Raw genomic sequence first — 13,614 nt, 5'->3', positions numbered from 1 at the left:
CTGCGATGAACGTCTCCGTAGTGACTATTGTTGTGGTGGTCTTTTATCTTGCGGCCACGTTCTTTGTCGGTTGGCGCGGAAAGCGTCTCGCTTCTTCCGACGATATGTTCAACGTGTTCGGCCGCCGCGCCGGCACCATCCGCGCCGCAAGCGGCTATTTGAGCCTCATTGGCGGCGGCGAGCTCATCACGATTTGCCAGATGGGCTACGATAACGGGTTGGAGGTCTATTTTTTCCTTGGTGGTATTGCCGCTGGCTTTCTTTTTCTCGCGCTTTTCTCGGAACGTCTGCGAAGGATCGCCAGTGAGCGAGGCGTCACAACTTTCTCCGGACTATTCGGGGACCTCTTTGGCCCTTCGGCAAGCACGGCACTAACCGGCGTCTTCGTCCTCTCGCTTGGTTCGCTTCTCTCGATCCAATTCATCGTGGGAGCTCAACTGATAGATAGTATAACCGGAGTTCCTGCCACCGTTGCTGCGCTTGTCATGGCTGCGATTATAGTGGCGTACCTGCTTGCAGCCGGCTACGTCGCAGTTCTGAGTACGGACATATTACGTGCCGTCTTCATGTCGCTCGTGCTGATCATCGTGGTCGGCTTTCTATTCGTGTATTCGCGCCACATACCGCCGTCAAATTCGTTCGCGCCGCTTGGCAATCTGGATCGCTCGACATTCTTTGCCTTGGGCATGTTTGCCGTCATTTGCGCGGGTGACGTTTGGCAAACCGTCTTCGCATCAAAAGATCGGTCCACGGCATCGCGATCATTGGTGATTGGCGCCGTCTGCTTTCTTGTGTTCGGCGGACTGATCGCTCTCATTGGCGTATCGACAAAGGCCGTCGTTCCAGAAATTGCCGCCGGATCGTCCGCGTTGATTGAGGCGATTAGGCAGGTCATCCCCGGCGCCCTGTCACCGCTGATGGGACTATTGATCGTCGGTTCGGTAATGGCCACCGCCGATACCGAGATTTGGGTCCTTTCTACAAGCTTGCTTAGCTCAAAACTCCCTTCGGAGGCGAGATATGCCTCGAAGTCCAGTCCACATGCGGCTTTCCATGCGGAGCTAGCGCGAAAGACGCGGCTCATGCTTCCGGTGGTGACCCTGGTGGCATTAGTTCTGGCATATCTGACGCAGAACGCCCAAGCCCTCTACCAAGGAATGTTGGTCTTGCTCACGTCCATCGCTCCCGTCGTTTTCATCACCATGTTTGTCGTTTTGCGAAAAGCGGCCGTCGTTCTCAGCTTGTGGGGAGGCTTGATCTCATTTCTCGTGCTGTTCGGCTTCTTCCGGGCGGAGGTTCCTCTTGAGTATACGTTTCTCCCCGCACTGATTTCACTGCTTTTGCTTGGGGTCGGCATGCTTGTACCGACTTCTCGCAGTGACGAAGATTTCGCTTCTAAATGAATTGGAACGTACGATGCACAATCGGCTCTTCGTAACCATTCTGCGTGGAAAGGCCTGGTTTTGGCTCGCATCAGGCATAGTGCTGCTTATCGTCTACTGTCTTGTCTGGAGCCATACCCACAGTTTGTTTCCTGAGGGACAATTCGAAATAAAGAACGGTACTATCCCGGTACTTATATTGTTATGGGCCATTGTATCGACAACAATTTATAGTTGGTTTTTCCTGCTACCGCCTGTGATGGAAAATCGTAAGGAGATTTTTCCACGATCCGCAACAAGGGCGGGAACGTGGTTCTATTTGATTTACTGGACAGCCGTGGCGGTATCGATCGCGATAGCCGGCGGATATTTCATCGAACTTTTCTCGCTGACCAGAGCCATACCAGATAAGAATCATACCTTGGCCAGCCAATCCAATTTCCTCTTTTTCTTATACGAGACGGTCAAGGAGAGCCATCTGCTTGTGTTTGTCTTTCTGTGGTCCTCGCTCGATCTCTTGATCTACGTGAAGGGTAAATTGAAGCGCGAAAAGGAGTTCTACGGCGAGATACTCTTGGTCGTAGATTTCCCGGTTTTGATCTCGATGGTCTTCATCGAGGCCTTGGTACACTTCTTACGTCAGGACCTCGGGGATGCTGGCACGGTGCTCCTCGAGTTCTTGCAGGCGGGTGTCGTCTCGTTTCAGCTATTGGCTGGCGGACTGGCCATCTGTGTTATGGAAGCCATTCGTGACGCGAAATCCGGCGGTATCGACGCCTCACACGTAATTGAGCAAACTTGAGCTTTCCTTGTCATGACTGGGCCACACTAGCCCCGGCAACGATGAAGTACCTGCTTGTCCTTGCCTCGGACGATGGGACTTAACGAGACGGCTCGGCTCATGCAAACGAGGAAGAATGATCTAGTCCTGAGACTAAACTATCATCGCGTAATGCTGAGTTCGCCCGACACGTTCACTTTGGGGGAACCATCCGCGATGTGCCGAAATCTCGTCGAGATCCTCCGCTCTTCAGACAGTGCCACGTGCGATGCGCCCCTCTTAAGTGGCCGGCTTCGGCGGCTTCGCGATGCCGGGAAACTCCACGAGACTGATATCGTGAGAGCGACCGCGCCACTACGCTTCTATGAGCATGTACTGCTTTGCGAGACGTTCAGGCCACGGTGCTATCTTCGGAAAGAGTTCTATTCGCATTACCGTATGTTTGTCGATCATGGACCGTTCGGGCACGTGCAGGCCGAATTTCGACGACACTGTGCTCACATCGACATGAATATTGAGGCCGTGGACTGTCCGATCCTCGACTGCGACAGCTCGTTTCCCGGCGCCTCGATTGGAATGGTCCTTGGGCTGCTTTTCCGAGCGATTTCCCCAGCAGGCGCGCGCGTGCCGCGACTTCTGTACAGGATCTTCGTGAACTACCTGGCGCATCGGGAGCGCCTGTTCGCCTCACCTGATGGTCTCGAAAATCCATCGATCAGAGCTGACGCAAGGCTCTACCCGCCCTACGACGATCTTATCCGGCAGCTTCTAAATCTACTGTGCGCGTGCCTGTGCGACGCTCGCGAATACCCACGGCCCGCGAAATACGCGGTGATGGAGCTGCTCGAGAAGAAAGCCGCCTACGCGATTATCCATCATCGACATGTGACCATCGGAGGTCTGAATTTAGCCGAAGAATTTGCGCGGGAACGAATGGATTCGGAGAGGCTGCTCGCCAGATTGCGCAGTTCTCAATGGTTCGATTTGCAAAACCCATCCCAGAGTCTTTTCTTTACCCAGCTGACCGCACCCGGCAAGGCGATGGACAGTGTCTTTAACGATAACGAGCTTGCGCAGATCACTGCGTGGCTCCAGGAGCCCGATCAATCCGACACAGGCTCGTTGAGTTCAAGCCTTCATACTTGTGCCGAGCTCGAACAACTCCTCGAAAATCTGCTTTTGCGGGCCAGCTTCAATCGGCCAGGTTCTGCAGCGAAGCCGGCGCGAACCAAGAAGGAACTGTATTTCCGCCTTCTCGATGGCCGCGACTACTCTGCGGGCCTTGATGCCAAGTCGATGTTAGAAGAGAAGCTTGCCCTTTCCAGGACAGAAGTGCCGGCTCTCCAAGAGAGCCAATATTCTTACTTTCGATACACCTCGTCCGCCTTCGCACTGCGGATTGACGATATTTACACCACGCAGCATCAAGCTTGGGAAGAGCGGCTCAGGAACGCTGAACAGTTGTCATTGGAAACACTAAAAAAGTACCTCACCTTGTTTAGTCCAGTAGCACTTATCGATGGTGCGTGGCTGGAAGGGATTCCCAAGTACTTTCCCCTCGAAGGAGGTTTGACGGATTTCCTATTCAAGATTTATCATGAGGAGATGGGATATGGCGAGTTCGTCACCAATCACGCGCGGATTTATGGCGACCTACTGAGGTCAGTGTGGCCTGACTTCGCGAAACTCGACGATCTGCGGTCATTAAACAATCATGAGCTTCCCGCTTCCGCCTACGAATTGGCTAATATCAGTCTTTGCTTTAGTCGTTTCGCTCCTGAATTTTTTCCCGAGCTTTTAGGTTGGACCTTGGCAAGCGAATTGGTCGGCCTTGCCGGCGGCTTCCAGCACTTGGCAAATACATTAAAGCGGCACGGGCTTAATCCGGGCTTCTACCACGTGCACATCTCAGCGGATAACCTCTCTTCCGGCCACACCCGCTTCGCCCAGGACGCGATCATTCGATTTGTGGAGAAGAGCCGGTTGTCGGAACGCTGGCCAGATCATCCCCAAGGCGTCTGGCATCGCATCTGGACAGGTTTTCGCATGTACAGATGGTTGGATATGTCTGGACCGTGGACTCAATTCGAGGTGGGCGCGCCGGTGAGCGCGGAGTAAGCAAGCGGCAAGTGATAAGGCTGACCTTCGGGAATGGATCGTCACCAACGAAAAAACGAGGCCGCGCAGCGGACGCGCCGGTCTTTGACGGTCTATTCATCGCCATCCTGATCCGGTATGTCCTTCGAAACCTGCCACCAACTGCCTCACTTCCGATGCACCGACGCGGCAGATAGCATTTCCATGTCGTCGAAATCTGTCACCTGATCGGGCGGAGGCGCTTGCTGCTTGCTAAACTCCTTCAGACGCTTGACGCAAGATGCGCGAAGCGGGTCGCGTAGACCCTATGTTCGCGGTCATTCCAGCCTAACGCTAGCCTGATCTAGAGTGAAGACAGCTCAGTCCGGCGTGGGCGGGGCAATCCTCAGGCGGGAGATATCTCATGACTGCATGCGATTTGTATATTGGTTTGGATGTTCACAAAGACACCATTGCGATGGCTGTTGCCGAGCGCAAGCGCGACGCTCGGACAGCGCAAGCAGCCGTAGTTCAGTTCGAGACCGCGCGCGATGCACTAGACTAATTGCAGAAGGGCCACCTTCTGCAGGCGCCTTCGAAGCACTAAGAAGGATCGCTCGATCCGTCGCCGAGCAGCTGAAAAGGCGGTGATGCGGCCAGTCAATGGGGTCGCTTCTTGCCGGCAAGCCTTCCGACCCAGATGATTTTCTCTATGCGCGAACAAGCGATTTCTTGGTCGATTTGCCCAACTCACGTCGTCCGGAATTGGCCATCACGGCCGCCGACTGCTCACCGAGGAAGGTCCGCTTCTGAGGTAGTATCCGGCCTAGGCGGCCCCGCCGTCCCGCGGGTCACGCTCTACTCGCGGGCATACGCGACGCACCGGCGGCCCAATCCGAGTTACTGACATTATATCTTACAAATTCAACGATCTAAGACGACTGTGAAGCCCGCTGCTACTTGACATTGAATTCGCCCTGCTTCATCAAATTTATCAGATTCCATTAGAGAATTCATTGCTCTGCCGCAGACGGCACTGGTCGCCTTTATGAGACACGGAAAAGGACATCGAAAATTAGGCCGCACCGCGGCCCATCGGCGTGCACTTTTTCGGAACATGGCCACCGACCTACTTCTTCACGAGCAGATCACTACAACGGTGCCAAAAGCCAAGGAGCTACGTCCTTACGTCGAAAAGCTGATTACGAAGGCCAAGGACAATACCTTGCATAACAAGCGACAAGCCGCCGCAATTTTGCGGCGATTGGACGTGCTTAGGAAGCTTTTTGAGGATATCGGACCTCGCTACGCCAAGCGTCCCGGGGGCTATCTGCGCATCGTACGTGCTGGGTTTCGGTACGGCGACAACGCGCCGATGGCCGTGATCGAACTGGTCGAGCGGGATGAGCGCGCAAAAGGCGCCTCAGTCTACGAAGGTCCGGGCAAATATCGTTACGGAACCAAGGAAGATGATCCTGACGACATAGGGGGCTGACATCATGGAAGCGCTTATAGCCAAACTATCGGATTCAACAATCCTCATCGCAATACTTGTAATTTTTGCCATCGTTGCTGTCGTTGTACTGAGGAAGACACTTAAGAAGATTGGTATCGGTCCAAGCGGCGCGACCGTTGAAACGCATTCTGCATCTGATCTTGCGAGCGTACGCAAGATCGATGCAGCCGGTACCGACATCAAAGTCTCCGCCAGAGGAAGGGGTTCGAGCGTCGAAGATGTCAAGATCGATCGCGCCAGCAAGAACATCGACATTAATTCTTCCACACAATGACTCCTTCGTCCCTCATCAATCACAAACAGGGCCGCGAGCGGTTGTGGGAATTCCTCGACGACGACGCCGTGAAGCTATGCGTCATCACCGCACCGGCTGACTATGGCAAGTCGACCCTGTGCGAGTGGCTATATCGAAACATCGCAGCCGGTAGGCGCCCCGCTTCGTTCGTGCAGCTCAACAGCGTGCTGAAACCGCCGGAGATCTTGAAGGCCATACTGACCGACCTGAGCGTTGCGCCCGAGCGCCGCAACAATATGCGCGCATGCCGTCCTCCGGCGCCCGTCTCTCAGAGCCTTATTCAGAACGTGAACATCATCAACTCCCAAGATATTCGGCTCGACGCCACGAGCAAAGTCGCCTCGGAGAACGACCACGCGGCCTATCACGTCGATCTTTTCGACGCATTTGTTCAAGACCTCGTCGCATGCGTTGCGGTGCCAAGCTTTGTTTTGGTTATCGACAATTACGAGAAATGTGACCTTCCTGTTAGGGAGTGGACCTATAAGTGCCTTTTAAAACTCGCCAAGCTCATTCCCACGATCAAGATCGTCTTCTTTTGCCAGGAATTCAAAAAAGAGAATCTTGAACTCGCCGTTGTCACGCTCTCGCGGGAGTACAGCTTAGGCCCGATCGTCAATCCGGAAGAAGTATATGAATGGCTGCGCGAGCATGGCCAGAGCATCAACGACCATGTCGTGAACGCTGTTGCAAATGCATTCGACAACTTTTCCGCCAAGCCTTTTGTGATGACCAACGCACTGAAAATACTACTTCCCCGCCGACACGCGGCGCGGCTGCCGCTTCATGAGGTTCCTCCGACATGAGCAACGGCAACCTCTTCGACAAATTGAAATCAAAGGAGTACGAAGAGAGGCTAGACAAGAATCTGGTCGAGCTTCTAAGCAAATATGCACCGGATGACATTGTACCTCTTTCGGTCTTAGGCTTTCCGCGCTTCTTCTTTCGCGATACATACAGCCAGCTTTGCAAGCGTCACAATATCGAGAGTAGCTCTATAGAGTCATTTTTTCAGAGCTACGATCGCGACGAGGAGCTTTACATCCCTGAGCCTATTCGAAAGGTTCTGCGCAATTTCTTTGCGCGCAAGCTCGATGCGTCCGTCCAGTCAGAGGACTTCCGTTTCGTCCTCTCATCTTTTGCTAAGCGAGCTGAGACTGAAGATCATGATGCGAGAAGCAAATATCAGATTGAAATAATCTATCTCGAATACTTTCTGCGACCGTCCTGGGCTTTGTCGCAGTATGTAAATGTATATACGCTCGCCGCCCGTCACTCCACCATACTTCCATCTTTACGGAGGCTTGTGCGAGGTCTGGACGACTTCAGAAAGGATGACCTTTTTGGTTCCGAGAGGGACTTGGCGGTCCATCAGGCCATTCGCTCTACGACGGACCCATGGCGCCCCGGGCTCTCTGACCGCATAACCGCCATTTCTGCGGTCCTGGAAAAGCTATCGCCGGAGCCCTTTCATTTGCACCTGAGTGAAGAGCTGCTGAAGGCGCTTATCAAGAAACGCGACATCGATGAATGTCTAAGAGTTGCGGCTCAGCTAGAGAAGACAGCACAGACCGCAAATCGTTTCGATTGGCAGGCGCTCGCGGTCCGCTATCAAGCACGCGCAAATCTTCTCAAGGACGACTACCAAGCCTGCGAGCAGTTGTTGAAGAAGGCTCGTGACATCATTGTCGCGCATGATCCCGGCAACGAGGCGGGCGAAATCAAGGTCCAGGAAATTTCAGCTGATATGTTCCGCCTCATCTTTGAATTCGACAAAGCTGACGAGGCCATCAACTCGTGCATCTCTTACTATAAAGAGCACGAATATCTATATGAATACGCCAATGCGGTTTTCAAAAGAGCCAAAATCCTCAGCGAGCGCAATGATAGCGATAGCCAATCAATAATAGATCAACTCCGCTCGGTTGAGCCCATTTTCGAGAAGATGGGGGACCCGACGGGCCGCGGAAACCTGCGCAATTTTTACGTGTCATGCCTCCTCTCGCAGAGCGATTTTGACGACGAAGAGGTTACGCGCCTTCTTGATGCTGCCCAATTCGATCATCAACGCGGACACAGCGAAAGCGGCGCCGCCAACTCGCTAATTCTTCGCGCCAAGCGTGAATGGCGACGTGAGACAAATGACTTCGACAAGGGCTTAGGCTACGCAAGCGACGCGATTTCGAAGATCTTGAAGATCGGGGGGACAGATATTCACGGCCTATTCTACGCCCACGATATTAAAGCAAAACTTCTGCTGAAAGCCGCGCGCTTCGAAGATTTGGCGCAAGAAATGCGAGAACTCGAAGCGCTGAATCTCAGACTGTCGAAAAATTCCGGCGACAACCAAATCGCTTCGGAAAATCGTTCACGTCAAATCGCGGAACTGGAAGCCGGCGCCCGACCGGTTTCATCTATGTGATATCGAACTTATCGAAGTGGCTAAGCGGGATTTCGTCGCCGTCCCGTTCGATGAAATAGAGGGTCGAGTCTATTTGCGGCCGGCGCTTGGGCTGCATGGGCCGCTTAGGCTCGTCAACGGCGGTCGAAGCGGCCGCGCTTTTGCCTGGCGCTTCTGAACTGCGAGTGGCTTTTGACTTGGTTTTCACGTCCAATGCTCCCTCCGGTCGTTCAGGTGGCTCATGATGACCACAGAAGCCGATTCGGATGAAGAGAAATCTGCTCCTATCTAGCGGCGAATGGTTAATTTTGACTTTCCTTCTGTGGATTGTTCCGATCACACCAATCCAGATGGCGAAGAATCTCGCCTGGAGACGTGAGCTCTGCTGGCCGCCGCTTTCCCCGGATGGGGACTTGCCTTGACGGCCTAGAGGCCACGGGGCGTTGTTCGCGACAGCTACGGCAAGAGGTCACGATAGCCCGAACCTGCCTACCCCTGACTGCCTGACTGATGTCCCAATCCCTCTAAGTGCGCGTTCTATGGGATTGCTCTCAGCGCGAGATCGCGGCCTTCCTCTTCCGCAATCAACTACAGGCTGTGGATATGTTGTGCATATCGTCAAACCCTTATTGCCCGACGCATCTCAACCTAAAATAGTTCCTAAATTGCGTTGACTTACTCTTATTCGCGTTGGGGGCGCGTGTGAGATGCCTCGCCGGCGTTGACGACCCTAATTTTGGCTCCCGGAAAGCGATTCGTCAGTGCAGCGTTGAGCTGGCTTGGATAGGACGTTGCACTGCTGCTTGCGCCATCGCCTTCGGTCGATGAATCCCGATTGCAACAACCGTTATCTCGCCAGTCCCTTTCTGGCACGTGCAAAGTTGGGGAGCTCGCATCCAAGCGATCTCAGTTCAGCAGGAGTGTCGCAAGCACCAGACGGCATTTGTTGTGATCCACCTCGTTAGTGTCGCTGACTAGTAATGGATTGGATCCATTTCGCCTCCTCGGGAGCGACAGCGAACACACCTTCCGCTCTGCTCCACGAAGATGGATGTGCCAGTTAAGATCATTGCGCACGGCGTACCGCCCGCGCATTCACAGTCCAAAAAAGGCAATCCTGATCTGCTTCTCATTGCGCAAAATCGAGAGCAGGGTATCAAGAAGCGCCGGTTTGAGTGACATGACGATGTATGTCTTTTCTGCGCTCAGATGTGGCGGCAACTGTGGATCTTCAAGGTAGACGTATCCCGCATCGCTTTTTCCGTTCAGCAATTCAACCCAGCCAAGAAACTTACCATCCTGGCTGGGGTCGAGCGTGATATTGTACCCTGTGACGGGGATGGTGAGTTGTTCAGTGGCAAACGTTTGGGACGACGGCCAGCCAGAGAAGAGACCTGCAAGAAGGCCACACACCGCTACTGCAGCCGCGCATGCGTCGCGACCACCGCGCTGATCGCGCTAATCGCTCTTTCGCTGCGGCGTCCGCTGTTGCATTTCGTCGGCGAGTAATTTGCGAAAGAGTTGAAAAGCGTTATCTTGGCACGTAAACGGGGTGTTTTCATGAACCACAGATCCGTCGGCGTTGACCCCGCGTATCCACACCTTGCACTCTGCTTCTCGGTAAAGGGGACGCTCAACATCTCCTCCGAGTGAGGGCAAATCGTTTTTGGCCATTGGTGGTGTCCAGTAGGTCCGTGCGTTGGCAAAGAAGAACTCGGCGCCCACTGTTTGCCCTGGCGCAATGAATATTGCGGCGTCATCTCTGGTGGTCGGATAGATAGATAATTCCTTGCGCTCGTAGAGAAACACGATGTTGATTCTATTTATCGCACCGGTTCGCCGGCCTCCGTTGCTGAAAAGCATGCTGACGGTTTCACCGCTTGTGCTGATCCCGGCGAACACACCGGACAGTTGAGAATTTTCTGGTGTCAGAAACAGGCGAATGGCTGGCACCGAGGCGGCGAGCACCGCGATGAGAGCGGTGATCAGTGCCAGCGTCGTGTTGCCGAACGACAGGTAAGCGCGCCAGGTGAAGTCTGTATCACAATGCGTACATTTTCTTGCGTTTACCCAGATCGCTTCGCCGCATACGGGGCATCGCTTCGTGTCGTCCGCAATGAAGGTCGGCCCGGGCTGAACGTTCCCTGGCCCTGAGCTTTCCTCTCTTGGCGCTGGAGGTTGATCCAACATTCCCTGCCCGCCCACAACATTCAGACTGACGATCGACGACAGAGCTAGCGGCTGGATCGCTTGGATCGGGAGCCTGACACGGCGGCCGGCACTGATTTCAGGCAGCTATTCCAGTCCAGGGCTTCGGATCCGAGCTTCTGGTTCAAAACAAAGGCAAGACGAATGCCAGCTCGCTTCAGCTGCAACGCTATATCCTGCTCGGCCTTCCCGACGTAAGCCGAGCTGATATGTTGCGGACTATCTTTTGAGAGCGGCGGGTTGCCGTAGGCATCGTCTTTGCTGATCATGAAGGCTTCCATGGCCCAATCATCAGGCTTGCCCTGGGCCCATGTCGCCGCTTCCGTCGGCGTGATCTCAGACAACAACTGTTTGGCGAGCGCCGTTGGCGGCTTTGCGATGCCGTCCACAAATTGCACGTCCCAGAAGCCATGAAGCTCGTCTCTCTTGGTGTGCTTGAAGCCGTCGACAGTCACTTGAACCTTATTACCTCCGTAGTCTCCGTGGTCGGACGAGTGCAATGGTTGATGCAGATCGCCGACAAAATGCAGCACAAACTTGAGAGCCATGACACGCTCCTCTGCGTCCGTGGAGCGGTCTGCGAGTTCTGCGGAAAATTGCTCGATCTTGTCAACAGCGCAAGCTTGCGGTGAGCCATTGGAGGCCAGCGTCCCGGCCGGAAGCGACTGACGTCCAAAACAGGCGCTAGTCAGGTCGGGATGATCGATTTCAATGTCGGTAAAATGCCAGTTCTGGGTTTCTTGATAGTGGTCCCGGCGATTGTTTTCGTCCCGATATTTGTCAACCCATGTTGCGGCATTCGCAATATCGTGCGGGGTCAGGGAATCAGTGTCCGCCGCTAGGAGCGCGTCGACCGCTTTCCTTGCGCTCGGTGTAAGGCATTGCTGGGCGATCAAGGCCACTGCCTTGTGCCCATCATCACCCCAAGCGAAAGCTGAGTTGGGCGTAAGGACAAGCATCGGGAGCGCAAGCAATGTGGCAAGAGATGATCTCATATTCGATGTCCCGTTCTGGAGTCATTTCCACAAGCACGTTCAAAAGGCTGAACGTGCTTCACGTCCAAAACTTCAGCTCTTTGGCTTTATCGTCCTTGAAATACGAGCCCTGGTACGTCCACGGCGCGGTGAGGCCGTTGAACTGATTGAGCGGTTGATGCTTCTCGGCCGCGAGTACCTGTTGGAAGCGCCATCGATACTGATCGTACACGGTGGTGATGTTGACGGCATACGCCGTAGCGGCGGCCGTATCATTCTCGATAATGACGAGGTTGTCGTCATTGACCGCACTGGCTTTGGGGCCAAGGTTGTGCGAGCCCGTTATAATTGCGGGATGCTTTCCCAATGGGTCGACCACAATGACCTTGCTGTGGACCCGCACCATGCCGAGGCCACTCGGCTCTTCCTGCCAGTAGTCGCTAACCAACTTCACCCAATCCTGCAGCGCCGCGGCCGCTTTCTTGTCCTTGGCTGTCGCTGCGCTAGGCGCCCTTACAGCAGCAGGTAGAACGATATCGACTTCAGCATCCGTCTTGCTGCGTTCGACCTTGTTGCGGTGGACAAAAATCAACGGCGCCTTATCGCGCCCGCCGGTTGGGTCCTGATTGGCCACACCATGAATGTAGAGCTTCTTGTTTTTGGTAGGATTATTTAGCAGATCGAGGACATCATTGAGAAGCGTCCCCTCATAGCCGGGGTTGAAGACGAGGAAGAGAACCCCTTCTTGCGCATTCTTGATCAGCTGTCGTGCATATTTGAGGTCGGGATGATCACCGTATTTGTTGCCCTTGCCCTTCGCCGGCTTAGCGCCGATCATCGGATTGGGAGCGAACCAGGCGGTGACTTTCGCCCCTGCAACAACGCTGGTCTTCGGCTTCTGGTCGAATTCCGCGAGCGTTTCATCGTAGTCATCACCCATACTTACCAGCTTCTTCCATTGCTGAAAGAACCGCGTCGCGATCGTCTCATCCTTGATGAGGATGCCGTTGTTGGCCTGGGTGCAGACGCCGCCATAAGTCAGGTTCGTGCTTCCGGTCCATACCGCCGCCGGCTTGGTCGTATCTAACGAATTGGTGAAAACGATGAACTTGTGATGCGAAAAATGCTCACCTGTCACCATCCGATCGTGGACCTCGCAATGCGCCGCTCTCAGCGTGGCTCGGGCGTCCGCATTTTCATCGAAAGTTGCCGCGGACCCTCGCTTTTTCGCGACCTTCGCTTTCTTTTTCTGAGCCCCTTTCCCCTTTGCGGCCGGCACCTTGTGCGTGCCGTCGGACAGTATGATATGCGCGCGCTGCCCAAATCTTTCGATGGCTGGCAGTACTTCCGGATCATTCAGCTCAAAGAGGGACGCATAGATGTGCGCACCCGCCTTGCACTGCATGTCGAGAAGGTCGAGCAGGGCCTGTTTGAGTACGCCGCCCAGAAAATCACGCACTTTATTGGTCTGGCCGTCAGCCGGATCGACAAGCTGCTTGAGCGACTTTTTGGTGGTTTCAAGCTGTCTGGCCACCCATTGGGTCGATACGACACCGCGATTAAAGTAGGGCTGAATGGCTGTGCCAGCGGGTGTTGTGAGCGAAACAGAATTGCTCCAATCGCTTTTTTGGCCCGGCTTCATCGACGAGAAGCCCGGGCCGCACATGGCAACGACCTGGTACTTCACTTCGGTTTGGCTGCCGACGAGATAGTCGGACCACGTGAATTTTTGAATGGGCCACTCAGTGCTGGGCCGTTTCGTACCGGCCGGCACCTTCGTTTGGGTGGACGGTCCAACGAACGTCTCGGCAATCTCGGGCGACGTCTGTCCTGCTGGCAACCGGTAGAGCGCAAATCCAAGGCAATCCTCGATTGGCTGATCGGCTGTCCAGACAACAAAGCTGTGATCGCAGTTCGCGTAGGCGTTAACTTTGATCATGCAAGATTGGCTCCCCAATATGGCTTCGACAATTCAACACTA

At 54.3% G+C, this 13,614-nt stretch carries 13 protein-coding genes; 8 read left to right on the top strand and 5 right to left on the bottom strand.

Features of this window, described 5'->3' with window-relative positions:
* Window positions 1-5 precede the first annotated feature (5 nt).
* The 8 genes from ACP2YP_RS11240 to ACP2YP_RS11205 all read left to right on the top strand — a co-directional run bounded on the left by ACP2YP_RS11240 (window position 6) and on the right by ACP2YP_RS11205 (window position 8,472).
* Window positions 6-1,403, top strand: a complete 1,398-nt coding sequence (locus ACP2YP_RS11240) for a sodium:solute symporter family transporter (RefSeq protein WP_426424187.1) — start codon at window positions 6-8, stop codon at window positions 1,401-1,403.
* A 13-nt stretch (window positions 1,404-1,416) separates the two neighbouring features.
* Window positions 1,417-2,184, top strand: coding sequence for a hypothetical protein (locus tag ACP2YP_RS11235; protein ID WP_426424186.1), 768 nt, complete (start codon window positions 1,417-1,419; stop codon window positions 2,182-2,184).
* Window positions 2,185-2,601: 417 nt separating this feature from the next.
* On the top strand, window positions 2,602-4,281 hold the full coding sequence (locus tag ACP2YP_RS11230; RefSeq protein WP_426424185.1) for an iron-containing redox enzyme family protein: 1,680 nt from the start codon (window positions 2,602-2,604) through the stop codon (window positions 4,279-4,281).
* A 382-nt stretch (window positions 4,282-4,663) separates the two neighbouring features.
* Window positions 4,664-4,804 carry a hypothetical protein gene (locus ACP2YP_RS11225; protein WP_426424184.1) on the top strand — a complete coding sequence of 47 codons (141 nt, stop codon included), beginning with the start codon at window positions 4,664-4,666 and terminating at the stop codon, window positions 4,802-4,804.
* Between the two features lie 483 nt (window positions 4,805-5,287).
* Window positions 5,288-5,734: a 50S ribosomal protein L17 gene (rplQ, locus tag ACP2YP_RS11220; protein ID WP_426424183.1), complete on the top strand. Its 447-nt coding sequence runs from the start codon at window positions 5,288-5,290 to the stop codon at window positions 5,732-5,734.
* A 4-nt stretch (window positions 5,735-5,738) separates the two neighbouring features.
* Entirely contained in the window at window positions 5,739-6,029 is a 291-nt protein-coding gene (locus ACP2YP_RS11215) for a hypothetical protein (RefSeq protein ID WP_426424182.1), read from the top strand.
* Entirely contained in the window at window positions 6,026-6,856 is an 831-nt protein-coding gene (locus ACP2YP_RS11210) for a hypothetical protein (protein WP_426424181.1), read from the top strand. Before ACP2YP_RS11215 ends, ACP2YP_RS11210 begins: the two co-directional genes overlap by 4 nt.
* Complete coding sequence (locus tag ACP2YP_RS11205) at window positions 6,853-8,472, top strand: hypothetical protein (RefSeq protein ID WP_426424180.1); 1,620 nt, start codon at window positions 6,853-6,855, stop codon at window positions 8,470-8,472. Before ACP2YP_RS11210 ends, ACP2YP_RS11205 begins: the two co-directional genes overlap by 4 nt.
* Here ACP2YP_RS11205 and ACP2YP_RS11200 read toward each other — a convergent pair.
* The 5 genes from ACP2YP_RS11200 to ACP2YP_RS11180 form a co-directional block, all read right to left on the bottom strand.
* Window positions 8,465-8,665 carry a hypothetical protein gene (locus ACP2YP_RS11200; protein ID WP_426424179.1) on the bottom strand — a complete coding sequence of 67 codons (201 nt, stop codon included), beginning with the start codon at window positions 8,663-8,665 and terminating at the stop codon, window positions 8,465-8,467. The two genes, ACP2YP_RS11205 and ACP2YP_RS11200, sit on opposite strands and share 8 nt — an antisense overlap.
* An 881-nt stretch (window positions 8,666-9,546) precedes the next feature.
* On the bottom strand, window positions 9,547-9,864 hold the full coding sequence (locus ACP2YP_RS11195; protein ID WP_426424178.1) for a hypothetical protein: 318 nt from the start codon (window positions 9,862-9,864) through the stop codon (window positions 9,547-9,549).
* Between the two features lie 45 nt (window positions 9,865-9,909).
* Window positions 9,910-10,641 (bottom strand): hypothetical protein, encoded by a 732-nt coding sequence (locus tag ACP2YP_RS11190; RefSeq protein WP_426424177.1) that lies wholly within the window; start codon window positions 10,639-10,641, stop codon window positions 9,910-9,912.
* A 44-nt stretch (window positions 10,642-10,685) separates the two neighbouring features.
* Window positions 10,686-11,654, bottom strand: coding sequence for a S1/P1 nuclease (locus ACP2YP_RS11185; RefSeq protein ID WP_426424176.1), 969 nt, complete (start codon window positions 11,652-11,654; stop codon window positions 10,686-10,688).
* Window positions 11,655-11,712: 58 nt separating this feature from the next.
* Window positions 11,713-13,572, bottom strand: a complete 1,860-nt coding sequence (locus ACP2YP_RS11180; RefSeq protein ID WP_426424175.1) for a phospholipase D-like domain-containing protein — start codon at window positions 13,570-13,572, stop codon at window positions 11,713-11,715.
* Between the last annotated feature and the right edge of the window lie 42 nt (window positions 13,573-13,614).

The sequence above is a fragment of the Bradyrhizobium genosp. A genome, from assembly GCF_049949275.1.
Taxonomy (GTDB): Bacteria; Pseudomonadota; Alphaproteobacteria; order Rhizobiales; family Xanthobacteraceae; genus Bradyrhizobium.
The sequence above is the reverse complement of the archived record's forward strand: the minus strand, read 5'-3'. Positions and strand labels throughout refer to the sequence as shown.